The sequence below is a fragment of the Pseudomonas sp. NFPP02 genome (genome assembly GCF_900119355.1).
In the GTDB taxonomy this organism is placed as follows: Bacteria; Pseudomonadota; Gammaproteobacteria; order Pseudomonadales; family Pseudomonadaceae; genus Aquipseudomonas; species Aquipseudomonas paracarnis.
The window spans coordinates 67,296-90,542 of the sequence record NZ_FPJI01000006.1 but is presented as its reverse complement, the minus strand read 5'-3'; the positions used below and the strand labels follow the sequence as shown (position 1 = coordinate 90,542).

Below are 23,247 nucleotides of genomic sequence, written 5' to 3'. Positions count from 1 at the left end.
TTAGAAATAGCCTTGACGTTTTTTATCTTCCATCGAGCCTGCACCATCGTGGTCGATGACACGGCCCTGGCGCTCGGAAGTTCGCGTCAGGAGCATTTCCTGAATGATGTCCGTCAGCGTCTCGGCTTCGGACTCCACCGCGCCCGTCAACGGGTAGCAGCCAAGGGTGCGGAAACGTACTTTCTTTTTGACGATGCGGGCTTTGTCTTCGTCGGACAGGTGCTCAAGGATGCGGTCGTCGTCGATCATGATCAACGTGCCGTTCTTCTCGATCACGTCGCGCTCGGCGGCGAAGTACAGCGGCACGATCGGGATGCCTTCCAGGTAGATGTACTGCCAGATGTCCAGCTCGGTCCAGTTGGACAGCGGGAACACGCGGATCGACTCGCCCTTGTTGACGTTGCCGTTGTAGACGTTCCACAGCTCCGGGCGTTGGTTCTTCGGGTCCCAACGGTGCTTGCTGTCGCGGAACGAGTACACGCGCTCTTTGGCACGGGATTTCTCTTCATCGCGACGGGCGCCGCCGAATGCTGCGTCGAAACCATGCTTGTCCAGCGCCTGCTTGAGGCCCTCGGTCTTCATGATATCGGTGTGCTTGGCACTGCCGTGGGTGAACGGGTTGATGTTCTGCGCCACGCCATCGGGGTTGATGTGGGTAATCAGGTCCAGGCCCAGCTCCTCGACCATCTTGTCGCGGAACTTGTACATCTCCTGGAATTTCCAGCGAGTGTCGACGTGCATCACCGGAAATGGCAGTTTGCCCGGGAAGAAGGCCTTGCGTGCCAGGTGCAGCATCACGGCGGAGTCTTTACCGATCGAGTAGAGCATCACCGGGTTATCGAACTCGGCGGCGACCTCGCGGATGATGTGGATGCTTTCCGCCTCCAGCTGTTTCAGATGCGTCAGTTTGTCGACCATGGTTACTCACGGAAAAACGATCTTATGGACGGCCAGCGGGCCGTGTTCGAGCGAGGCATGCTAGCACAGCAACTTCTTCTATTTAGGGCGCCAGCTAGACCGAAACGATATATGAATATGCCGCCGAGTTTGGCGCTCAACTCGGTCAATGGGGGAGCTGGCTTGCCTGCGATACAGGCGCCCCGCTCATTCAGGCTGACCGAGGTGATGCCATCGCAGGCAAGCCAGCTCCCACAGTGTTCAATGCTGTGCTTTAGATCGGATTGGGGCAGTCGATGAACAGATGCTCCAGGGCAAAGCGCCGCGCCAGGTAGTCGCCCAAGGCCTGCACGCCGTAGCGTTCGGTGGCGTGATGGCCGGCGGCGATGAAGCTGATGTCGTTTTCCCGGGCGCTGTGGAAGGTCTGTTCAGACGCTTCACCGCTCAGGTACAAATCGACACCCGCGGCAATCGCCTGGTCGATGTAGCCCTGGCCGCCACCGGTACACCAGCCGACGCGGCGAATCATCTCGCTGCCTTCGATCAGCAGCGGTTCGCGACCCATCACGTCCTGCACGCGACGGGCGAAGTCACGAGGTGACAAGGGCTCGGCCAGGGAGCCGACCAGGCCGACGATTTTTGGGTTGCCGGGGTCCAGCGGGCCTTCGACGGTGATATCCAGGTGGCGAGCCAGTTGCACGTTGTTGCCGACATCGGCGTGCAGGTCCAAGGGCAAGTGGTAGGCCAGCAGGCTGATGTCATGCTTGAGCAGGGTTTTGAGACGGCGCTGCTTCATGCCGGTGATGCACGGGGTTTCGCCCTTCCAGAAGTAACCGTGGTGCACCAGCACCAGGTCGGCCTTGGCTTCGACGGCGGCGTCCAGCAGGGCTTGGCTGGCGGTCACGCCGCTGACGATGCGCATCACTTGGGGCCGGCCCTCGACCTGCAGGCCATTGGGGCAGTAATCGGCAATTTTGGCGCTGCCGAGGTAGCGGTCGGCTTCCTCGACGAGGGTAGTAAGGGGCACGGCCATAAAAGACTCCTAAATATCCCGTTCGCAGGCGTCACAGCCTCGTATAATGCGCGACATTATGGGCGCTCTCCCGCCCCCTGCAACCTGTCAGGACTTACTTGATGCTCAAGGCACTGCGTTTTTTTGGATGGCCATTGTTGGCTGGCGTGCTGATCGCGATGCTGATTATCCAGCGTTATCCCCAGTGGGTGGGCCTGCCCACACTGGATGTGAACCTGCAACAGGCGCCGCAGACCAACACAGTGGTGCAAGGGCCGGTGACCTATGCCGATGCCGTGGTCATCGCCGCTCCGGCGGTGGTCAACCTGTACACCACCAAGGTCATCAACAAGCCCGCGCATCCGTTGTTTGAAGACCCGCAATTTCGCCGCTACTTCGGTGACAACGGCCCCAAGCAGCGCCGCATGGAATCCAGCCTCGGCTCCGGCGTGATCATGAGCCCCGAGGGCTACATCCTCACCAACAACCATGTGACCACGGGCGCCGACCAGATCGTGGTGGCCCTGCGTGACGGCCGCGAAACCCTGGCCCGCGTGGTGGGCAGCGACCCGGAAACTGATCTTGCGGTACTCAAAATTGATCTGAAGAACCTGCCGGCCATCACCCTCGGCCGCTCCGACGGTTTGCGCGTGGGCGATGTGGCCCTGGCCATCGGCAACCCGTTCGGGGTGGGGCAAACGGTGACCATGGGCATCATCAGCGCCACCGGGCGTAACCAGTTGGGCCTTAACAGCTACGAAGATTTCATCCAGACCGACGCCGCGATCAACCCCGGCAACTCGGGCGGTGCGCTGGTGGACGCCAATGGCAACCTGACTGGCATCAACACCGCGATTTTTTCCAAGTCTGGCGGCTCACAGGGCATTGGGTTTGCGATCCCGGTGAAGCTGGCGATGGAAGTGATGAAGTCGATCATCGAGCACGGCCAGGTGATTCGCGGCTGGCTGGGCATTGAGGTACAGCCCTTGACCAAGGAACTGGCCGAGTCATTTGGCCTGACCGGGCGTCCAGGCATCGTGGTAGCGGGGATCTTCCGCGACGGCCCGGCGCAGAAAGCCGGCCTGCAACTGGGCGATGTGATCCTCAGCATCGACGGCGCCCCGGCGGGTGATGGCCGCAAGTCGATGAACCAAGTGGCGCGGATCAAGCCGACCGACAAGGTGGCGATCCTGGTGATGCGCAACGGCAAGGAGATCAAACTGTCGGCGGAAATCGGACTGCGCCCACCACCGGCGACCGCGCCAGTGAAAGAAGAGCAATAACCGTCGCGATCCTAGCGCCCGTTCGCGGGCGCTGGTAAGGCTACATTTCTTAGCGATTCATTCTCATTAGGCATGTTATATTGTTTCAATATCGCTATTGGAACGCTCTATCATGCCGTCTCGAAAGTTTGTGCCCTTGGCCGGCCTGGCCCTGGGTTTGCTGCTCGACCCTGCCTACGCCGAAGAAAACACCCTGGAACTGGACACCATCAGCGTCACTTCCGACGCCTATGAATCCGCCACCGGCCCGGTCGACGGCTACCGCGCCACCCGCTCTGCCAGTGCGACCAAGACCGACACGGCCTTGCGCGACATCCCGCAATCGATCAGCGTGATTCCTGCCACGGTACTCAAAGACCTGGGCAGTACCAGCGTGGAGCGCGCCCTGGAATTCGCTGGCGGCGTATCCAAGCAAAACAACTTCGGCGGCCTGACCCTCTACGAATACAGCGTGCGCGGCTTCACCACGTCCGAGTTCTACCAGGATGGCTTCAGCGCCAACCGTGGTTACCCCAGTACCCCGGACGCGGCGAATATCGAGCGCATTGAAGTGCTCAAGGGCCCCGCCGCCAGCCTTTATGGGCGTGGCGATCCCGGCGGCACGGTGAATATCGTCACCAAGAAACCACAGCCCGAGGCCTTCACCACGCTGCAGAACAGCGCAGGCAGTTGGGACCGCTACCGCACGGCGCTGGATGTGAATACGCCGCTGGACAGCGAGGGGCGCGTGCTGACGCGAGTGAACCTGGCCGTTGAAGACAACCACAGCTTTCGCGATCACGTGGACGCCAAGCGTGTGTTTGTCGCGCCCTCCTTCAGTTGGCAACTGGACCCGGACACCACCCTGCTGGTGGAAAGTGAGTTCGTGCGCCACAGCTCCACCTTCGACCGAGGCATCGTCGCCAATACCGGCATGTCCCATTCCACCTTCCTCGGCGAGCCCAACGACGGCAATATCCGCAACCAAAACAACCGCATTCAGGCGGCGTTGGAACACCACCTCAACGACGCCTGGAAACTGCGCCTGGCCAGCCATTACAAGCAAGGCAGCCTGTGGGGCGATGCTTCGGAAAGCCGAGCGTTGAACGCAGACGGCCACAGCGTCAATCGCCGCTACCGTGAACGCTCCACCGGTTGGCATGACAGCATCACCCAGCTGGAACTGCGTGGGGTGTTCGATATGGGCAGTTGGCAACATGAACTGTTGATCGGTACCGAGTACGAGGATTACCGTAAAAAAGAGCGTGTGACGGCGATCGCTGGCGACTATCCCATCGACATCTACAAGCCGGTGTACGGCCAGCCCAAACCCAACGGCAAACGCTCCGGTACCGATTTCTTCGAACAGACCAAAAGCCACGCACTCAACCTGCAAGACCAGATCATCTTCACCGACCGCCTGCGCGGTATGATCGGTGCGCGCTTCGAACACTTCGAACAAAGCACCGACGACTTCACCCGCAACCACGCCAAGGGCCGCCAAACCCACGACGCCTTCACTCAGCGCGCCGGCCTGCTCTACCAGCTCACGCCAGAAGTCGGCGTGTTTGCCAACGCCTCCACGTCGTTCAAGCCCAATAGCGGCCTGGATGCCGCTGGCAAGTCCTTCAAGCCCGAAGAAGGCGTGGGTTATGAGGTGGGGGTCAAGAGCGAGCTGTTTGATGACCGCCTCAGCGCTACCCTGGCGGCCTTTCATATCGAAAAGGAAAACGTGCTGACCCTGGACCCGGCGACCAACCTCAACCGCGCCATGGGCAAGGCCCGCAGCCAAGGGTTCGACCTGCAAGTAACCGGGCAAGTGACCGACGCAGTCCGCGTGATCGGCGCCTTGGCCTACATCGACGCTGAAGTGACCAAGGGCGACAAAACCATTCCTACGGGCAGCCGCATTCTGGGCGTGGCCAAGCGCAGTGGCAGCGTGTTGGGCGTGTATGAATTCCAGGACGGCGCGTTGCGTGGCTCAGACCTGGGCGCAGCGCTCACCTATGTAGGTGACCGCTCAGGCGAAGCCGGCACGGGTTTCGAACTGCCCGCCTACCACACCGTGGATTTGCTGGCACATTACAAGGCTACGCAGAATGTGACGGTGGGGCTGAACCTCAACAACCTGTTCAATGAAAAGTACTACGAGCGATCCTACAGCAACTATTGGGTCAACCCGGGTGAGCCGCGCAACTTCACGGTTAGCTTGACCCTCAACCTCTGACAAACATAGAACTAAATGTGGGAGGGGGCTTGCCCCCGATTGCAGTGTGTCAGTCAGCATATCTGTCACTGACCCACCGCTATCGGGGGCAAGCCCCCTCCCACATTTTGATCTTAATCCGGTCCGGGTTACAGCGTCGTCGGCGCCCGTTCGCACAGGGTATTAAGCGCTGCCGCCCACTGCGGCTCATCATTCAGGCAAGGCACCAACACCAACTCCTCGCCCCCCGCTTCACGAAATTGCTCGCGACCGCGATCGCCAATTTCCTCCAACGTCTCAATACAGTCGGCGACGAACGCCGGGCACATCACCAGCAGCTTCTTCACCCCTTGCTGGGCCAATGCCTCAAGGCGCGCCTCGGTGTAGGGTTCGATCCATTTGGCCCGGCCCAGGCGGGACTGGAACGCCACCGACCATTTGCCCTCCGGCAAACCCAGCCGCTCGGCCACATCCCGCGCCACGCTGAAGCACTGCGCGCGGTAACAGGTGGCAAGCACTTCAGGGGATGCGTTCTTGCAGCAGTCGGCATCCTTGAAGCAGTGCTGGCCCGTGGGGTCGAGCTTGGTCAGATGACGCTCAGGCAAGCCATGGAAACTGAGCAGCAAGTGATCGTAATCCTGCTCCACATAAGAGCGCACACTCGCCGCCAGCGCATCGAGGTACTCAGGCTGATCATAGAACGGTTGCAGGATCGAAAACTGCACATTCAGTTGCTTGTCGCGCACCACTCGCTTGGCTTCCTCTATCACCGTGGTGACGGTGCTGTCGGCAAACTGCGGGTACAACGGCGCCAGTGTGATTTTTTGAATACCCTGGGCGGCCAGGCGTGTCAGGACCGTTTCCAGGGACGGCTCGCCATAACGCATCGCCAGCTCCACCGGGCCCTGGGTCCACTGCGCGGTCATCTGCTGCTGCAGGCGGCGGCTCAGCACCACCAACGGCGAACCCTCATCCCACCAGATCGACGCATAGGCATGGGCCGATTGCTCGGGGCGCTTGATCAGGATCAGCGATACCAGCAAGCGCCGCACCGGCCACGGCAAGTCGATCACATAAGGGTCCATCAGGAACTGATTGAGGTAGCTGCGCACATCGGCCACTGAAGTGGACTTTGGCGAACCCAGGTTGACCAGTAACAACGCGTGATCGGTCATGCAACATCCTATCTTTAGAGGCGGCTGGACAAGTCGTCCAGAGCCGCACGCAACTCAGTGAACTGGAAAGTGAAACCTGCGGCCTGCAGCCGTTCAGGCAAAGCCTTTTGCCCGCCCAGCAACAAGCCGGACAACTCACCCAGGCCAACCTTCAACGCAAATGCCGGCATCGGCATGAACGCCGGGCGGTGCAGCACCTGGCCCAAGGTCTTGGCAAATTCGCGGTTGCGCACCGGGTGTGGCGCGCAGGCATTATAAGGACCGTTGGCGTCTTGCTTGTGCAGAAGAAAATCAATCAGGGCGATTTGATCCTTGATATGCACCCAGGGCATCCACTGCCGTCCATTGCCAATCGGCCCGCCCAGCGCCAGTTTGAACGGCAGCAGCAGGCGCGACAAAAAGCCGCCCTCGGCAGACAGCACCAACCCCGTACGCACCAGCACCACGCGAATGCCCAAGGCTTCGGCACGCTGGGCGGTTTCCTCCCAGGCGATACACAACTGGCTGGGGAAGTCATCCAGCACCGGGCCGCTGGCTTCGGTCAGTTCGCGCTCGCCGCCGTCGCCGTACCAACCCACCGCAGAACCGGAGATCAGCACCGCCGGTTTTTGCTCCAGGCTTTCCATCCAGGCCAGCAAGGTTTCGGTGAGGTGAATGCGACTGTTCCACAACAATGCCTTGCGCTTGTGGGTCCAAGGCCGGTCGGCGATAGGCGCGCCTGCCAGGTTGACCACCGCGTCCACCGTGCCAATCACCTCTTGTAGGCGAGCCACTCCGAGCACCTGCGCACCGCACACCTGGGCGACCGTTTCCGGTTGCCGGCTCCACACCGTCAGGCGATGGCCTTGCGCGAGCCAGTGCTTGCAGAGTTGGCGACCGATCAAGCCGGTACCGCCGGTCAGCAAAATATGCATGGGACTCTCCTCATGTAACGTTCGCCGCCGCTCACTGGTCTATTTTATAAGCAGGGATCAATTTGATAATTGAGCGTGACGGGGGTTCAAGCCTTAGCTTAACCATAGGTCACGCCACACAATCAGGCACGCCAAAACTTATACCAAAAAACAATATTGTACAGCTATTGGTGTCGGCGTAGTCTGTACCCAACGGTAAAACGAGGCCTCCCATGACTGTTCCCATCGCGATCATTGGTACCGGCATCGCCGGTCTCTCCGCCGCCCGAGCGTTACAAGACGCCGGGCACGCAGTACAACTCTTCGATAAAAGCCGCGGCAGCGGTGGCCGCATGTCCAGCAAGCGCAGCGACGCCGGCGCGCTGGACATGGGCGCGCAATATTTCACCGCCCGCGACCGGCGCTTCGTCAACGAAGTGCAGCGCTGGCAAAGCAACGGCTGGGCCGAGCAGTGGAAGCCCCAGCTGTATAACTTCAAGTCCGGGCAATTGACGCCCTCCCCCGATGAGCAGATCCGCTGGGTGGGCACGCCGCGCATGAGCGCCATCACTCGCGCCCTGCTCGACGACTTGCCGGTGGAGTTCGGTTGCCGCATCACCGAAGTCTTCCAGGGCACGCAGCACTGGAACCTGCTCGACGCGGACGGCGGCAATCACGGCCCTTTCAGTCACGTGATCATTGCCACGCCGGCGCCCCAAGCCACCGCCCTGCTGGCCGCCGCGCCCAAGCTGGCGAGCGCCGCCGCCGGGGTAAAAATGGACCCGACCTGGGCCATCGCCCTGGCGTTCGACAAGCCCCTGGATACGCCGATGGAGGGCTGCTTCGTGCAAGACAGCCCCCTCGACTGGCTGGCGCGCAACCGCAGCAAGCCCGGGCGCGATACCACCCTCGACACCTGGGTGCTGCACGCCACCAGCGCCTGGAGCAAGGCCCACCTGGACCTGCCCAAGGAAGCGGTGATCGAACACCTGCACGGCGCCTTTGCCGAATTGCTGCACAGCGCCATGCCTGCGCCGTCGTTCAGCCTGGCGCACCGTTGGCTCTACGCGCGCCCATCGAGCAGCCATGAATTCGGCGTGCTGGCCGACGCCGACCTGGGCCTGTTCGTCTGTGGTGACTGGTGCCTCTCCGGCCGGGTGGAAGGTGCCTGGTTGAGTGGCCAGGAAGCGGCGCGACGCTTGATCGAGCACTTGCAATGAACCGCATCAACCCCGCCAAACTGCTGCTGTCAAAATGGACGGCAGCTCATCCCCGCCACAAGGAAAAACACTTCCTGGTCACCGAATTGTTCCGTGACGACGAGGGCACGGTGCTGGACATCGAACTGCAGGCCATCCTTACTCGGCGCGCCGAACGCCTGCCCTGGCAGACCCTGAAAAACGCTGAGGACTGGACAATCGGCTGGAAATAAAGCGGCGGCACAACCCTGTACAAAATATTTGACTTGTACAACATCGAGCCTATGATGAGATTTAGTTGTACAAGATTTGTAGCTTGTACAGGATTCTTGCAGAGGTTTGCTTATGTCCAGCCGTGTGAAACCGAAGATCGCCATCAGCGCCTGCCTTCTGGGTGAGAACGTGCGCTTCAATGGCGGTCATAAACAGTCCCTGCTATGCAGTCAGACCCTCAGTGACTATTTCGATTTCGTCCCGTTGTGCCCTGAAGTTGCCATCGGCCTGGGCATTCCTCGGCAAGCGATCCGCCTGGTCGGGGACCCCAACCAACCGCAGGCCGTGGGCAGCGTAAACCCTGCGCTCAATGTCACTCAGCCACTGGACGATTACGGCCAGCAAATGGCCCGGGAACATACCGACCTGTGCGGCTACATCTTCATGCAAAAGTCACCGTCCTGCGGCCTGGAGCGGGTCAAGGTGTACCGCGACAACGGCACGCCCGTCGACGGTGGCGGGCGCGGCATTTACGCCCAGGCGTTTTGTGCTCGACACCCCAACCTGCCGGTGGAGGAAGACGGTCGCCTGAACGACCCGGTGCTGCGGGAAAACTTCCTCACCCGCGTATTCGTGTACGCCAGTTGGCAGCAACTGTTGGCCGACGGCCTTACCCGTCACCGCTTGCTGACGTTTCACTCGCGCTACAAGTACCTGCTGATGGCCCACAGCCCGGCGCATTATAAAAGCCTGGGCCACTTGCTCGGCAGCATGGGCAAGGGTATTGACCTGCAAGCTTTGGCCGACAGCTATTTCAGCGAACTGATGGCGGGCCTGAAAAAATGCGCGACTCGCGGTACCCATACCAATGTGCTGCAACACATCAGTGGCTATCTCAAGCAAGCCATCAGTGCCGATGACAAACAGGAAATGCAGACCGTCATCGGCCAATACCGCCACGGCATCGTGCCACTGGTGGTGCCGCTGACCCTGCTCAAACACCACTTTCGCCAACATCCGGACCGCTACATCGCGCAGCAGGCCTACCTGCAACCGCACCCGGAAAACCTCAGCCTGCGTAATGCGATCTAACCCATGAAACCTGCCCTGCTCGACGAACCCGGCGAAGACCTCGCCCTGGCCCTGGAAAACGGCTGGCTGCCGATCCGCGAGGTGGCGCGCCAGACCGGCGTGAATGCGGTGACGCTGCGCGCGTGGGAGCGCCGCTACGGCCTCATCGTGCCCCAGCGCACGCCCAAAGGGCATCGGTTGTTCAGCGCCGAACATGTCCAACGCATCCAGGCCATCCTCACCTGGCTCAATCGCGGCGTGCCGGTCAGCCAGGTCAAAGGGCTGATCGACTCCGCCCAAGGTAGCCCGGAGCCGATGGAAAACGAGTGGCAGAGCCTGCGCCAGCATTTGGTGAGTGCCATCAGTGAACTGGCCGAGCGTCGGGTCGATGACGCCTTCAACCAGGCCATGGCGCTTTACCCGCCACGCACCTTGTGCGAGCAATTGATGCTACCGCTGCTCAACGAGCTGGAACAACGCTGGCAGGGCCAGTTCGGCGCGCAGATGGAGCGGGTGTTCTTCCTGTCCTGGCTGCGCAGCAAGTTTGGCGCACGGATCTATCACAACAATCGTCAACTCCACGGCGCGCCCCTGTTGCTGGTCAATCATTCCGACCTGCCCCTGGAACCGCACCTGTGGCTCAGCGCCTGGCTGGCCAGCAGTGCCGATTGCCCGGTGGAAGTATTCGATTGGCCACTGCCTGTCGGCGAACTGGCCCTGGCGGTGGAACACCTGCAACCACGTGCGGTGCTGCTGTATTCGAGCAAGGCGTTGCAAGTGTCGGCACTCAGCAAACTGCTGGGCGGCATCCATTGCCCAACGGTGATTGCCGGACCAACGGTGTGCATCCACCACGCCGAGTTGGGCGTATTAACCCAGGACATCCCTGAGTTGTTCGTGGCCGAGGACCTGTTGGCGGCCCATCAATTATTGATCCAGCGTGGAATTGTCTAAATGCATCTGATCTGGCTGCGCACCGACTTGCGCCTGCACGACAACACTGCCCTGGCGGCCGCGTGCCAGCGCGGCCCCGTCGCGGCTGTTTACCTGATCACGCCCGAGCAATGGCAGGCGCATGATGACGCGCCGTGCAAAGTCGATTTCTGGCTGCGCAACTTGCAGCACCTGAGCCAGGCACTGGGCAACCTCAACATTCCGCTGTTAATCCGCCACGCCGCGACCTGGGACCAGGCGCCGACGGTACTGAGCCAACTGTGCCGCGAGCTGTCGGTGGAGTCGGTACACGTCAACGAGGAATATGGCATTCACGAGAGCCGCCGCGACAGCGCCGTGGCCCAGGCCCTGGAAGCTGACGGCGTGACCTTCCACAGCTACCTGGACCAACTGTTTTTCCAGCCGGGTAGTGTGCTGACCAAGACCGGCACCTACTTCCAGGTGTTCAGCCAGTTCCGCAAGGTCTGCTACAGCCGCCTGCACAGCGCCCTGCCCCGCGTGGTGCCGACGCCAAAGGCCCAGGCCGAGCCTGGCGTGAAAAGCGACCCTGTGCCGACGGAAGTCGAAGGGTTCCAGACACCCAGCGAAACCTTGCGTGCGCTCTGGCCCGCTGGCGAAGACGAGGCGCGCCGTCGCCTCGATGCCTTCGCTGATCAGCAGATCAGCTATTACAAGGACGAACGCGACTTCCCGGCCAAGCCCGGCACCAGTCAGCTTTCTGCCTACCTGGCCGCCGGAGTGGTTTCGCCGCGCCAGTGCTTGCACGCCGCGCTGCAAACCAACCAGGGCGAGTTCGAAAGCGGCGACATCGGCGCCATCACCTGGATCAACGAGCTGCTGTGGCGCGAGTTCTACAAGCACATCCTGGTCGGCTACCCACGGGTTTCCCGCCACCGCGCGTTTCGCCCGGAAACCGAAGCGCTGGCCTGGCGCAAGGCGCCCGAAGACCTGGCCGCCTGGCAACAGGCGCGCACCGGCTTGCCGATCATCGACGCGGCCATGCGCCAACTGCTGGCAACCGGCTGGATGCACAACCGCCTGCGCATGGTGGTGGCGATGTTCCTGACGAAGAACCTGCTGATCGACTGGCGCGAGGGCGAGCGCTTCTTTATGCGCCACCTGATCGACGGTGATCTGGCGGCCAACAACGGCGGCTGGCAATGGAGTTCGTCCACCGGCACCGACTCGGCGCCGTATTTCCGGATATTCAGCCCGCTGAGCCAATCGGAAAAATTCGACGGTGACGGCGTGTTCATCAAACGCTGGCTCCCGGAACTGGCCGCGCTGAATAAAAAACAAGTGCACAACCCCGAAGCGGCTGGGGGCCTGTTCGGCGTGGCGGATTACCCGCGTGCCATCGTCGATTTGAAACAGTCTCGCGAGCGCGCCTTGGCCGCATTTCGCCGGCTGCCTTCGCGTCAGGAGATGGCCGAACATGAGTGACTTCCTGCACCAGTTTGCCCACACCTTCGCCACGCTGGACAAGCACAACCTGCACCTGCTCGGCAGCCTGTACAGCGAGGACATCGCCTTTACCGATCCCTTGCATGAAGTCCAGGGCCTGCCAGCGTTGCGGCGTTACTTTGCCGACTTGTACAGCAACGTCAGCGAGCTGCATTTTGACTTCCACGGCTTCGATACCGTGGCCGAAGGCGAGGGCTACCTGCGCTGGACTATGCGTTTTCGTCACTCATGCCTGGCCGGTGGGCAGGTGATCGAGGTGCCAGGCTGTTCCCATTTGTTGTGGCACGACAAGGTTTACCGCCATCGCGACTATTTCGATGCCGGCGCCCTGCTCTATGAACATGTCCCCCTACTGGGTCGCGTTATTCGTTGGCTGAAAAGGAGAATGGGATGAGCCTTACACCGCCCCGTCGTTATTGGCTGACCGGCGCCAGCAGTGGTATCGGTGCGGCGCTGGCCGTGGAGTTGCTCGAGAGCGGCGCCCACGTGGCCCTGAGTTCCCGCACCCAAGGCCCGCTGGATGCCCTCGCCCTTCGATATCCAGGCCAGGTTCTGGTGGTGGCCGGCGACCTGACCAACAGCCAGACCGTGCGCGAGATCGGCGAGCGTATCAGCGAGGTCTGGGGTTCGCTGGACACGGTGATCCTCAACGCCGGCACTTGTGAATACGTCGACGCCCGGCAATTTGACGCCTCGATCATCGAGCACGTAGTGCGTACCAACCTGCTGGCCAGCAGTTATTGCATCGAGGCCGCGCTGCCACTGTTGCGCGCAGGGCGCACCCCGCACCTGGTGGGCGTGGCCAGTGCCGTGACCTACCTGCCCATGCCTCGCGCCGAAGCCTACGGCGCGTCCAAGGCCGGCCTGCGTTACTTGTTCGAATCCCTGCGTATCGGCCTGTCGCCGGAAAACATCGATGTCACTGTGATCAGCCCAGGCTTCGTCGACACGCCGCTGACCGAGCGCAACGATTTCCCGATGCCCCTGAGCTGGCCGGCCGACAAAGCCGCGAAACACATTTTCGCCAAGCTGGAAAAACGCCCGCTGGAAATCGCCTTTCCGGCCCTGTTCATTGCCACCTTGTGGCCGCTGTCGAAGCTGCCCAACCGCGCGCAACTGATCATCGGCAAACGCATGCTGCGCAGCCCGCCACCGAAGAAGGACGACCTGTGAAGATCGCCATTATCGGCAGCGGCATCGCCGGGCTGACCAGCGCCTACCTGCTCAGCCGTCGCCACGACATTACGCTGTTCGAGGCCAATGACTGCATTGGCGGGCATACACACACGGCCAACGTGACGGTCGACGGCAAAAGCTATGCGGTGGACACGGGCTTCATTGTGTTCAACGACTGGACCTACCCGAACTTCATCCGTCTGCTGGAGCAGATCGGGGTCAGGTTCAAACCCACCGAGATGAGTTTTTCGGTGTGCGACCAAAGCACAGGCTTCGAGTACAACGGCAACAACCTCAACAGCCTGTTTGCCCAGCGCCGCAATATTCTGTCGCCGGGGTTCTGGGGCATGTTGCGCGATATCCTGCGCTTCAATCGCCAGGCGCCCCTGGACTTGCAAGAGCAGCGCATCAGCGCCGACATGACCCTGGGCGATTACCTCACCGCTGGCGGCTATGGCCCCAGGTTTATCCGGCATTACATCGTGCCGATGGGTGCGGCCATCTGGTCGATGTCCCTGGCCGATATGCTCAAGTTTCCGCTGCAGTTTTTTGTGCGCTTCTTCAAGAATCACGGCTTGCTCTCGGTGAGCAACCGCCCGCAATGGTGTGTGATCGAGGGCGGCTCCAGCTGTTATATCGAGCCGCTGACCCGCAGCTTTCGCGAACAGATACGGCTCAACTGCCCTGTGCATAAGGTGCAACGCAACGACGAGGGTGTGGTTATCCACAGCCCGGCCGGCAGCGAAACCTTCGACCGCGTGGTATTCGCCTGCCACAGCGATCAGGCCCTGGCCTTGCTCGATGACCCCAGCCAGGCCGAACAGCAGATCCTCGGCGCCCTGCCCTACGCCGACAACGACGTGGTGCTGCACACCGACACACGCCTGCTGCCCGACCGCAAACTGGCCTGGGCCAGCTGGAACTATCGGCTGACGGGCAACGTGCAACAACAGGCCGCCGTCACCTATGACATGAACATCCTGCAAGGCATCGACAGCGCCACTACCTTTTGCGTCAGCCTCAACCAGACGCCGATGATCAACCCACTGAAGATCCTGGCGCGCTACACCTACGCCCATCCGCAATACAGCCTGGCCGCAGTCGCCGCACAGGCACGCTGGGAAGAATTGAACGGCGTGCGCAATACCTTTTACTGCGGGGCCTACTGGGCCAACGGCTTTCACGAAGACGGCGTGGTCAGCGCTCTGCGCGTGGCCCAGGCGTTTGGGGAAACCCTGTGAACAGCGCCTTGTACAGCGGCTGGATCGCCCATCGCCGGTTTACGCCCAAGGCCCACGCCTTTCGCTACCGCATCGGCCTGTTGTACCTGGACCTCAGCGAAGAGGATGAAGTACTGGGGCTCTCGCCGCTGGCCGGCACGGGTCGCCTGGCGCCTTTCGGTTTCCGCCAGCAGGATTACCTGCGTGAATTCACGCGCCACGGCATGAGCCTGAGCGATGCCGTGCGCCAGGAAGTCGGCAAGGCCCTGGGGCAAACACCCCAGGGCGCTATCTGCCTGCTGACCCAGGCCCGCAGTTGGGGCCTGGCTTTTAACCCGGTGAGTTTCTTCTACTGCTTCGAGGCTGACGGGCAACTGGCCGCGATCCTGTGTGAAGTGACCAACACCCCATGGCGCGAGCGCTATCACTACGTGCTGCCCGCCCAGGCACTGGGCGCCGATGAGCACCAGCATTTCGCCGTGGCCAAGGCCTTCCATGTGTCGCCGTTTTTGCCTCGCGAGCTGGAATACCGCATGAGTTTCAGCCAGCCCGCCGCCAGGCTCGGCGTGCATATGGCCGATTGGCAGGGCACGCAAAAAGTCTTCGACGCCACCTTGAGCCTGGAAAAACAGGCACTGAACCGCGCCAGCCTGCATCGCTATTTGTGGCGCTTTCCCTGGATGACCGCCAAGACCGGCCTTGCAATCTACTGGCAAGCCTTGCGCCTGCTGCTCAAACGCACTCCGATTTTTTCCCACCAGGCCGCCGATGGCGCTTCTCGCACCGCAGTCGGGTATACCAAGGATCGCCACCATGAAATCCCCTAGCTTATCGGTCAAGGCTAACCGCCTGAACGTCAACGGCATGACCGCTGCGCTATTGCGCAAAGGCGTGTTGCGCCAGCTAAGCCAATTGCGCCATGGCCAGTTGGTCATCATCGAGGATGGCGAGCGGCAAGTCTTCGGCGCACGGGAAGCGCACCTGCTGGGCGAGATCCAGATTCTCGACGCGGCGGTATGGGGGCTGGTGGCGGCCAATGGCTCGATCGGCGCTGGCGAAGCGTTTATCCATGGTTACTGGACCAGCCCCGACCTCACCGCCGTCGTGCGGGTGATGGTCAGCAACCTGGAGGTGCTCGACGCCATGGAAGGTGGCCTGGCACGCCTGGCGCGGCCGTTCACTCAGGGCCTGCACTGGCTCAACCGCAACACACGCAAAGGCTCGCAAAAAAACATCGCCGCCCATTACGACCTGGGCAACGACCTGTTCGAAGAATTTCTCGACCCCACGATGATGTACTCGGCCGCGCAGTTCCTGACCCCCGATGACACCCTGGAACAGGCACAACTGAACAAATTAGCGCGCATCTGCCAGAAACTGGCGCTCAAGCCCAGCGACCATCTGCTGGAAATCGGTACCGGCTGGGGCAGCATGGCGTTGTATGCGGCGCAGCATTACGGCTGCCGGGTCACCACCACGACCCTGTCCAAGGAACAGTTCGCCTACACCGCGCAGCGTATCCAGGCGGCGGGCCTGCAAGATCGTGTGACCGTGCTGCTGAGCGATTACCGCGACCTCACCGGTGAGTACGACAAGCTGGTGTCGATCGAAATGATTGAAGCGGTGGGCCATCGTTTCCTGCCCACCTATTTCAAACAATGTGCCCAGCTGCTCAAGCCCGACGGCCTGATGCTGCTGCAAGCCATCACTATTCGTGAACAACGCTTTGAGCAGGCCAAACGCAGCGTCGACTTTATCCAGCGCTACATCTTCCCTGGTGGCGCGCTGCCCTGTGTACAAAACATGCTGCAGATCGTCAGCCGTGACACCGACATGAACCTGCTGCACATGGAAGACTTCGGCCTGCACTACGCCCGCACCCTGCGCCTGTGGCATGAAAACTTTCGCCGCGCCCATGGCCGTCTTGCCGAACTCGGTTATGACGAATACTTCCTGCGCCTGTGGGAGTTTTACCTGTGCTACTGCGAAGGTGGCTTTATGGAGCGCACCATCGGCACCGCGCAGTTGCTGCTGGCCAAACCGGCGGCCATCAATCCGCCGCTGCTTGGGCGTTTCAGTGCTTAAATCCCTGGCCAACACCGTGCTGTTTCAGTGCGGCTGGTTTGCCTGCGTGCTCGGCGGCGATAGCCGTTGGCTGCTGATCGGCATCGCGGTACTGGGCGCACACTTGCTGTGGATAAGCTCTTGGGCAAGAGAGGGGCAAGTGATTCTGGCCGTGACGGTGCTGGGAACACTGGTCGATACGGCACTGCGTGGGCTCGGCGTGTTTGAGTTCAATACGCCGGGGCCACTGATTCCGCTGTGGCTGATACTGTTATGGGCCTTGCTGGCCACCACCTTGCGCCATTGCCTGGCCTGGAGCGCACGGCCCTGGTGGCTCGCCAGCCTGCTAGGCGCGGTGGGCGGGCCGTTGTCTTATTACGCCGGCAGTCAATTGGCAGGCGTGAGTTTTGCGTACGGCACCGCCCCAACACTGATCGGCCTGGCGCTGTTATGGGCCATGCTCTTTCCGCTGTTACACGGGGTTGCGCAGAGGCTGGAACACTGACGCCCGTCCGAGCATTCATACGCATCTGACGCACTTGCCTTACACTGCGCGCCTATGACCAACATCCCTCACATTCAAATCACCGAACCCGTCACGTGCTCGACGTGCGCGGCTTGTTGCTGCCAGCTGGAAGTCATGCTGATCACCGACACCGGCGTGCCACAACGCTTTATCGATACCGACGATTGGGGGGGTGAGGTGATGATGCGCCTGGACGACGGCTGGTGCGCAGCGCTGGACCGCGACACGATGATGTGCACGATCTATGAGCTTCGGCCGTTGATTTGCCGGGAGTTCGAGATGGGGGCGCCGGAATGCCTTGAAGAGCGTGAAGGCATTACCACGGCCTACCGCTGATTCTGTAGGAGCGAGCTTGCTCGCGAAAAACCTGAGAACGCCGCGTTAAACCTGATTCGCTGCGTTATCGTTGAGGTTCTTCGCGAGCAAGCTCGCTCCTACAGTGCATTACAGCGGCATGGTGTAGTGCAGCGAGTAACTCTCTACACCATCGTTATTGCTGCTAATGCCGGCGTTGGAATAATGCGTGGCACGAATGCCCACTTCATGCCCGCCGTTGAACCGCAGGCCGAAACCCAGGCGGTCTTCGAACTGGAAGGACTGGCCGATGTTGTTGTCTTCCAGCCGAGTGCGAGAGAACAACGCCACGCCGATACCGGCTTCGATGTAGGGTTTGACCGACTCGCCGGCAAACTCATACACAAACACCGGCGAGAACGACAGGCTGCTGGCGCCCGCACGATCATCCCCTTCCCAATAGGTATAGGCGCCGCTCCAGTAGCCGGTCAGTCGGCCGACATTGCTCTGCATCCAGCTCTTGTCCCAATCGGAGGTCAGGCCCAGGCGGTAGGTCAGCGTCGAATCGCTGGTGCTCCCCAAGCCGAACTCCAGGCCGGCGGCCTGGGCTGAAACAGAGTGTCCCAACATAGCGGCCGCAATCGCAGCCAAACAGAACAAGCGCTTCATGTGAAACATCCTTTGCAAACGAGATAATTTGGTTGTGTACAGGCTAACGGGCTATAGAAGCCGACGCATAGCCAGAAGTTCAGCTTTTTTCAGGCTGATTTCACGAAATTTTCACGAGCCAAAGCTTCGCACAACTCCAGGATGTTTCCAAAGTGTCGGTAGGATGTTTCTTAGGTGACACACATCGCCGCTGGTCCAGAACTGTGCAGGTTCAGGTTCGCCAATGGCCAGCAGGTCGCGCTCACCCAGCAAGCGCTTGAGCTGGCGCGCCACGGCGGCGCCGGTATCAATGAGGATGATGCTGGGGGGCAGCATCTGCGCCAGGAGTGGCTTGAGGAAGGGATAATGAGTGCAACCCAGGATGATGGTGTCGCAACCGGCGCTAAGCAGCGGCTCAATATAGCCTTGCAGCAGGGAGTGCAAGGCGGGGCTGTTGAGGTCGCCGGCTTCAATCAGCTCCACCAGGCCCGGGCACGGCTGGGTAATCACCCGCACATCGGTGGCAAAACGGTCGAGCAAGGCGGCGAACTTGGCGCTTTGCAGTGTGCCCGTAGTGGCGAGCACACCCACCACACCACTGCGCGTGGCCGCGGCAGCAGGTTTGACCGCAGGCTCCATGCCTACCAGCGGCCAGTCGGGGTAGTCCTGGCGCAAATCGGCCACCGCGGCGACCGTCGCCGTGTTGCAGGCAATCACAAAGGCCTTGGCGCCCCGCTCGCGGAAAAACTCAGCGACCGAGCGAGAACGTTCAAGAATGAACGCCGGCGTTTTCTCACCATAGGGAATGTGCCCGCAGTCCGCCACGTACAGCAGTGACTCGTGGGGCAACAACTGCTGGATTTCTTCCAGCACCGTCAAGCCGCCGATACCGGAATCGAACACACCAACAGGCGCGCCCTTAACCATGCTTTGCCCCGCAGACGCTGCAGCCTGGGTCACGCTTGACGCGCAACTCGCGAAAACGCGTGGTCAGCGCATCGATCAACAACAGGCGCCCTACCAACGACTCACCAAAACCGGCCAGCAGCTTCAAGGCTTCCAGCGCTTGCAGGCTGCCAACCACACCGACCAACGGCCCGACAACGCCGGCTTCGCTGCAGGTCAGTTCAGTGTCGCTGCCGTGCCCATACAAACAGTGGTAGCAGGGACTGTCAGCGCGACGAGGGTCGAATACCGACAATTGCCCCTCAAGGCGAATGGCCGCGCCACTGACCAACGGTTTGCCGGCGACAACGCAGGCTACGTTGACCGCCTCGCGGGTAGAGAAGTTATCGCTGCAATCGAGCACCAGATCCACTGCGTTGACCGCAGCAGCCAGCGAGTCGGCATCCAGCGCAGCACGATGGGCGACCAGGGCGACTTCAGGGTTGATCGCTCTCAGGCGCCCCATGGCCGAATCGACCTTGGTCTGCCCCACGCTGTTAGTGTCATGGATGATCTGGCGTTGCAGGTTGGTCAAATCGACCGTATCGAAATCCGCCAGGTGCAATTCGCCCACCCCAGCAGCGGCCAGGTAAAGCGCCACCGGAGCGCCCAGGCCACCCAGGCCGACGATCAACGCGCGGCTCTGTTTCAGGCGTAATTGACCATCAATGTCGACATGCTGCAACAGAATCTGCCGGCTATAGCGCAACAGCTCCTGGTCGGTCAGCACGGGCGGCGCCCCAAGGTGATGCGTTCGTGACCGCCAAGGTCGATGCGACTGTGTACGCCGTCAAAGCCTTGGTTGAGTAACAAATCGCGCACGACCTGGGCCTGGTCGTAACCGTGTTCGAGCAACAGCCAGCCTCCGTCGTTCAGGTGGCCGGGAGACTCTTGGATGATCAGGCGCAAGTCGTCCAGGCCATCGTGCCCCGCCACCAGCGCACTGGCCGGTTCGAAGCGCACATCGCCGGCCACCAGGTGCGGGTCATTGTCGGCAATGTAGGGCGGGTTGCTGATGATCAGGTCGAAGCGCTGGCCTTGCAGGGCGCTGAACCAGTGGCTGTTGAGCACCGTGGCGTTAGTGAGGTGCAGGCGTTGACGATTGCGCTCGGCCAGGGCCACGGCCTCCAGCACACGGTCGACCGCCGTGACCTGCCAGGCCGGACGTTCGCTGGCCAAGGCCAAGGCGATGGCGCCGCTACCGGTGCCCAGGTCCAGGACCTGGGCGGGCGTGGCGGGCAGCAATTCCAGGGCAGCTTCCACCAGCAACTCAGTTTCCGGGCGGGGGATCAAAGTGTGCGGTGCCACTTCCAGGTCGAGTTTCCAGAAGCCTTGCTGGCCGAGGATATAGGCCACCGGCTCGCCGCTGCGGCGGCGCTGCAGGTAGCCGGAAAAGGTCAGCGCGTCTTCGCTGCTGACGATCTTTTCCGGCCAGGTATGCAGATAGCTGCGTGATTTGCCCAGGGCAGCGGCCAGCAGCAACTCCACGTCCAGGCGCGCCGTCGGCGAGTCGGGCAGGTCAGCGGCGCGCAGCAGGCTGGCGATGATGGTCATTTAGTCACCTATCGCCGCCAGTTGGTCGGCCTGGTATTCGGCGAGCAACGGCTCGATCACCGCATCCACGCCCCCGGCGAGAATTTCGTCGAGGGAATACAGGGTGAGGTTGACCCGATGGTCCGTGACCCGGCCCTGGGCAAAGTTGTAGGTACGGATACGCTCGGAGCGGTCGCCGGAGCCCACCAGCAGCTTGCGTTCGCTGGCAATTGCGTTGGCCGCGGCGCTGGTCTGCTGGTCGTTCAACTTGGCCGACAACCAGGACATGGCCCGCGCACGGTTCTTGTGCTGGGAACGTTCTTCCTGGCACTCCACCACAATGCCCGACGGCAAGTGTGTGATACGGATCGCCGAGTCGGTCTTGTTAACGTGCTGGCCACCCGCGCCGGATGAGCGGTAAGTGTCGACACGCAAATCCGCCGGGTTGATCTCGATGGCTTCCTGTTCGTCCGGCTCAGGCAACACCGCGACGGTGCACGCCGAGGTGTGGATACGGCCTTGGGATTCGGTCGCAGGCACCCGTTGCACGCGGTGCGCCCCGGATTCGAACTTCAGCTTGCCGTAGACGTTGTCGCCTTCAACCCGGGCGATGACTTCTTTATAGCCACCGTGCTCGCCCTCGTTCTCGGAGAGGATCTCCACGCGCCAGCCGCGACGCTCGGCATAGCGCGAATACATGCGGAACAGGTCACCGGAAAAAATCGCCGCCTCGTCGCCACCGGTACCAGCGCGGATTTCGAGGAAAACGTTGCGTCCGTCGTTAGGGTCCTTGGGCAGCAGCATGCGTTGCAGGTCACCCTCAAGCTCAGCGAGTTTTTCCTTGGCTTCGCGGACTTCTTCCACGGCCATTTCGCGCATGTCCGGGTCGCTGTCCTTGAGCAGGGCCTGGGCGCCTTCGAGGTCGGCCTGGACTTTCAGCAGGTGTTTATAAGTGGCCACAATGGGCTCAACTTCGGCGTATTCCTTGGAATAAGCACGGAATTTGGTTTGATCGGAAATGACCTCGCCATCGCCGAGCAAGGCGGTCAGTTCTTCGAAACGGTCCTGGAGCACGTCCAGTTTATTGAGCAGTGACGCTTTCATTGCGGTTTTTTATCCGAAGAGCTGTCTGACGCGCCCTCACCGAGGGCAAAGAGTTCCTGGGCCATGGCCAGCGCATCGAGGCGGCCTTCGGCGGTAAGCTTTTTCAACTGGACGCTAGGAGCGTGGAGCAGTTTGTTGGTCAGGCCACGGGCCAATTGCATCAGCACTTCCTCGGCGCCGCTGCCGTTGGCCAGCATGCGCTGGGCCTTGAGCAACTCTTCATCACGCAGGCGTTCACCCTGCTGACGATACGCCTTGAGCACATCCACTGCCGCCAGCTCACGCAGGCGCACCATGAAATCTTCGGCGCCGGTGCTGACCATTTCCTCGGCGGCCTGGGCGGCACCCTGACGACTCTTGAGGTTTTCAGCGACCACTTCATGCAGATCATCGACGCTATAAAGGTAAACGTCGTCCAACTCGCCGACTTCGGGCTCGATATCCCGTGGAACGGCGATATCTACCATGAAGATCGGCTTGTGCTTGCGCAGCTTCAACGCGCTCTCGACCGCGCCCTTGCCCAGAATCGGCAATTGGCTGGCGGTAGAACTGATGACGATATCACTGCGCACCAGTTCAGCGGGAATGTCCGACAGCAGCACCGCATGGGCACCGAACTGCTCGGCCAGAATGCTGGCGCGCTCCAGGGTGCGGTTGGCGACCACGATGCGCTTCACGCCAAGATCGTGCAGGTGACGGGCCACCAGGGTGATGGTTTCACCAGCGCCGATCAGCAGGGCCTGGCTGCGCTGCAAGTCGCTGAAAATCTGCTTGGCCAGGCTCACTGCGGCAAAGGCCACGGACACCGGGTTTTCGCCGATGGCCGTATCGGTACGCACTTGCTTGGCGGAATTAAAGGTGGCCTGGAACAGGCGGCCCAGCAATGGGCCGACGGTGCCGGCCTCACGCGCCACGGCGTAGGCAGACTTCATCTGGCCGAGAATCTGCGGTTCACCCAACACCAGCGAGTCGAGACCGGCCGCCACGCGCATCATGTGACGAACTGCCGCATCCTCTTCATGCACATAAGCGCTGGCACGCAGGTCATCGAGGCTCAAATGGTGATAATCGGCCAGCCAGCGCAGCACCACATCCGCCGAGAGATGTTCCTGCTCTATATAGAGCTCGCTGCGATTGCAGGTCGAAAGGATCGCAGCTTCGCGGCTGTCGGTAAGCCGGCAGAGCTGCTGCAAGGCCTCAACCAACTGCTCTGGCGTAAACGCCACGCGCTCGCGCACGTCTACGGAGGCAGTCTTGTGGTTAATACCGAGTGCGAGGAAGGCCATTCAATATCGCTGATGATGTCGGGAAGCCGACAATTGTCCTACTTCGAAAGATTCAGAACAACCACCGTCGTCTATTGTCCCTATACCTTATGCCTATCAATGCAC

24 protein-coding genes are annotated in these 23,247 nt (G+C 61.2%); 14 read left to right on the top strand and 10 right to left on the bottom strand.

Going from position 1 to position 23,247, the window contains the following annotated elements; genetic code table 11:
• The gene (cysD, locus tag BT204_RS12445; RefSeq protein WP_003171640.1) at positions 1 to 918 is read right to left on the bottom strand and encodes a sulfate adenylyltransferase subunit CysD; all 918 of its coding nucleotides are present in this window, start codon (positions 916 to 918) and stop codon (positions 1 to 3) included.
• A gap of 253 nt (positions 919 to 1,171) precedes the next feature.
• Positions 1,172 to 1,930 carry a Nif3-like dinuclear metal center hexameric protein gene (locus BT204_RS12440; protein ID WP_072447002.1) on the bottom strand — a complete coding sequence of 253 codons (759 nt, stop codon included), beginning with the start codon at positions 1,928 to 1,930 and terminating at the stop codon, positions 1,172 to 1,174.
• Positions 1,931 to 2,031: 101 nt separating this feature from the next.
• Here BT204_RS12440 and algW point away from each other — a divergent pair, with 101 nt between their 5' ends.
• A complete protein-coding gene (algW, locus tag BT204_RS12435; protein WP_003188388.1) occupies positions 2,032 to 3,192 on the top strand; it encodes a Do family serine endopeptidase AlgW in 1,161 nt (386 codons plus the stop codon).
• A 112-nt stretch (positions 3,193 to 3,304) separates the two neighbouring features.
• Positions 3,305 to 5,398: a TonB-dependent siderophore receptor gene (locus BT204_RS12430; protein ID WP_072447001.1), complete on the top strand. Its 2,094-nt coding sequence runs from the start codon at positions 3,305 to 3,307 to the stop codon at positions 5,396 to 5,398.
• Between the two features lie 128 nt (positions 5,399 to 5,526).
• Here the strand turns inward: BT204_RS12430 and hemH are convergent, their stop codons facing one another.
• Both hemH and BT204_RS12420 read right to left on the bottom strand, forming a co-directional pair.
• On the bottom strand, positions 5,527 to 6,552 hold the full coding sequence (gene hemH, locus BT204_RS12425; RefSeq protein WP_057977384.1) for a ferrochelatase: 1,026 nt from the start codon (positions 6,550 to 6,552) through the stop codon (positions 5,527 to 5,529).
• A gap of 14 nt (positions 6,553 to 6,566) precedes the next feature.
• Positions 6,567 to 7,466: a TIGR01777 family oxidoreductase gene (locus BT204_RS12420; protein WP_072446999.1), complete on the bottom strand. Its 900-nt coding sequence runs from the start codon at positions 7,464 to 7,466 to the stop codon at positions 6,567 to 6,569.
• Between the two features lie 212 nt (positions 7,467 to 7,678).
• Here BT204_RS12420 and BT204_RS12415 point away from each other — a divergent pair, with 212 nt between their 5' ends.
• From BT204_RS12415 to BT204_RS12360, 12 genes are all read left to right on the top strand, one after another.
• Positions 7,679 to 8,665: an NAD(P)/FAD-dependent oxidoreductase gene (locus BT204_RS12415; RefSeq protein ID WP_014716849.1), complete on the top strand. Its 987-nt coding sequence runs from the start codon at positions 7,679 to 7,681 to the stop codon at positions 8,663 to 8,665.
• A complete protein-coding gene (locus tag BT204_RS12410) occupies positions 8,662 to 8,877 on the top strand; it encodes a TIGR02450 family Trp-rich protein (protein ID WP_054896873.1) in 216 nt (71 codons plus the stop codon). Before BT204_RS12415 ends, BT204_RS12410 begins: the two co-directional genes overlap by 4 nt.
• 112 nt (positions 8,878 to 8,989) lie before the next feature.
• Complete coding sequence (locus tag BT204_RS12405) at positions 8,990 to 9,949, top strand: YbgA family protein (protein WP_072446997.1); 960 nt, start codon at positions 8,990 to 8,992, stop codon at positions 9,947 to 9,949.
• A gap of 3 nt (positions 9,950 to 9,952) precedes the next feature.
• Entirely contained in the window at positions 9,953 to 10,882 is a 930-nt protein-coding gene (locus BT204_RS12400; protein ID WP_034128070.1) for a MerR family transcriptional regulator, read from the top strand.
• Positions 10,883 to 12,325 carry a deoxyribodipyrimidine photo-lyase gene (phrB, locus tag BT204_RS12395; RefSeq protein ID WP_072446995.1) on the top strand — a complete coding sequence of 481 codons (1,443 nt, stop codon included), beginning with the start codon at positions 10,883 to 10,885 and terminating at the stop codon, positions 12,323 to 12,325. It abuts the gene before it with no gap.
• Positions 12,318 to 12,740, top strand: coding sequence for a nuclear transport factor 2 family protein (locus tag BT204_RS12390; protein ID WP_072446994.1), 423 nt, complete (start codon positions 12,318 to 12,320; stop codon positions 12,738 to 12,740). The genes phrB and BT204_RS12390 overlap by 8 nt, the downstream gene beginning before the upstream one ends.
• Positions 12,737 to 13,519, top strand: a complete 783-nt coding sequence (locus BT204_RS12385) for an SDR family NAD(P)-dependent oxidoreductase (RefSeq protein WP_072446992.1) — start codon at positions 12,737 to 12,739, stop codon at positions 13,517 to 13,519. Before BT204_RS12390 ends, BT204_RS12385 begins: the two co-directional genes overlap by 4 nt.
• Entirely contained in the window at positions 13,516 to 14,763 is a 1,248-nt protein-coding gene (locus tag BT204_RS12380) for an NAD(P)/FAD-dependent oxidoreductase (RefSeq protein WP_072446990.1), read from the top strand. Before BT204_RS12385 ends, BT204_RS12380 begins: the two co-directional genes overlap by 4 nt.
• Positions 14,760 to 15,569: a DUF1365 domain-containing protein gene (locus tag BT204_RS12375; protein ID WP_072446988.1), complete on the top strand. Its 810-nt coding sequence runs from the start codon at positions 14,760 to 14,762 to the stop codon at positions 15,567 to 15,569. Before BT204_RS12380 ends, BT204_RS12375 begins: the two co-directional genes overlap by 4 nt.
• The gene (locus tag BT204_RS12370) at positions 15,556 to 16,827 is read left to right on the top strand and encodes an SAM-dependent methyltransferase (protein ID WP_054896866.1); all 1,272 of its coding nucleotides are present in this window, start codon (positions 15,556 to 15,558) and stop codon (positions 16,825 to 16,827) included. The genes BT204_RS12375 and BT204_RS12370 overlap by 14 nt, the downstream gene beginning before the upstream one ends.
• Positions 16,820 to 17,311, top strand: coding sequence for a DUF2878 domain-containing protein (locus tag BT204_RS12365; RefSeq protein WP_057977391.1), 492 nt, complete (start codon positions 16,820 to 16,822; stop codon positions 17,309 to 17,311). Before BT204_RS12370 ends, BT204_RS12365 begins: the two co-directional genes overlap by 8 nt.
• A gap of 54 nt (positions 17,312 to 17,365) precedes the next feature.
• Positions 17,366 to 17,668 (top strand): YkgJ family cysteine cluster protein, encoded by a 303-nt coding sequence (locus BT204_RS12360; RefSeq protein WP_054922553.1) that lies wholly within the window; start codon positions 17,366 to 17,368, stop codon positions 17,666 to 17,668.
• A 108-nt stretch (positions 17,669 to 17,776) separates the two neighbouring features.
• Here the strand turns inward: BT204_RS12360 and BT204_RS12355 are convergent, their stop codons facing one another.
• The 6 genes from BT204_RS12355 to hemA form a co-directional block, all read right to left on the bottom strand.
• Entirely contained in the window at positions 17,777 to 18,295 is a 519-nt protein-coding gene (locus BT204_RS12355) for an acyloxyacyl hydrolase (protein ID WP_014716838.1), read from the bottom strand.
• Between the two features lie 111 nt (positions 18,296 to 18,406).
• Positions 18,407 to 19,201 carry a glutamate racemase gene (gene murI / locus BT204_RS12350; protein WP_072446986.1) on the bottom strand — a complete coding sequence of 265 codons (795 nt, stop codon included), beginning with the start codon at positions 19,199 to 19,201 and terminating at the stop codon, positions 18,407 to 18,409.
• The gene (locus tag BT204_RS12345) at positions 19,194 to 19,949 is read right to left on the bottom strand and encodes a molybdopterin-synthase adenylyltransferase MoeB (protein ID WP_072446984.1); all 756 of its coding nucleotides are present in this window, start codon (positions 19,947 to 19,949) and stop codon (positions 19,194 to 19,196) included. The genes murI and BT204_RS12345 overlap by 8 nt, the downstream gene beginning before the upstream one ends.
• The gene (prmC, locus tag BT204_RS12340; protein ID WP_060772716.1) at positions 19,943 to 20,773 is read right to left on the bottom strand and encodes a peptide chain release factor N(5)-glutamine methyltransferase; all 831 of its coding nucleotides are present in this window, start codon (positions 20,771 to 20,773) and stop codon (positions 19,943 to 19,945) included. The genes BT204_RS12345 and prmC overlap by 7 nt, the downstream gene beginning before the upstream one ends.
• Positions 20,774 to 21,856, bottom strand: a complete 1,083-nt coding sequence (prfA, locus tag BT204_RS12335; RefSeq protein WP_054896862.1) for a peptide chain release factor 1 — start codon at positions 21,854 to 21,856, stop codon at positions 20,774 to 20,776. It abuts the gene before it with no gap.
• Positions 21,853 to 23,142: a glutamyl-tRNA reductase gene (hemA, locus tag BT204_RS12330; RefSeq protein WP_003188356.1), complete on the bottom strand. Its 1,290-nt coding sequence runs from the start codon at positions 23,140 to 23,142 to the stop codon at positions 21,853 to 21,855. The genes prfA and hemA overlap by 4 nt, the downstream gene beginning before the upstream one ends.
• Positions 23,143 to 23,247 lie beyond the last annotated feature (105 nt).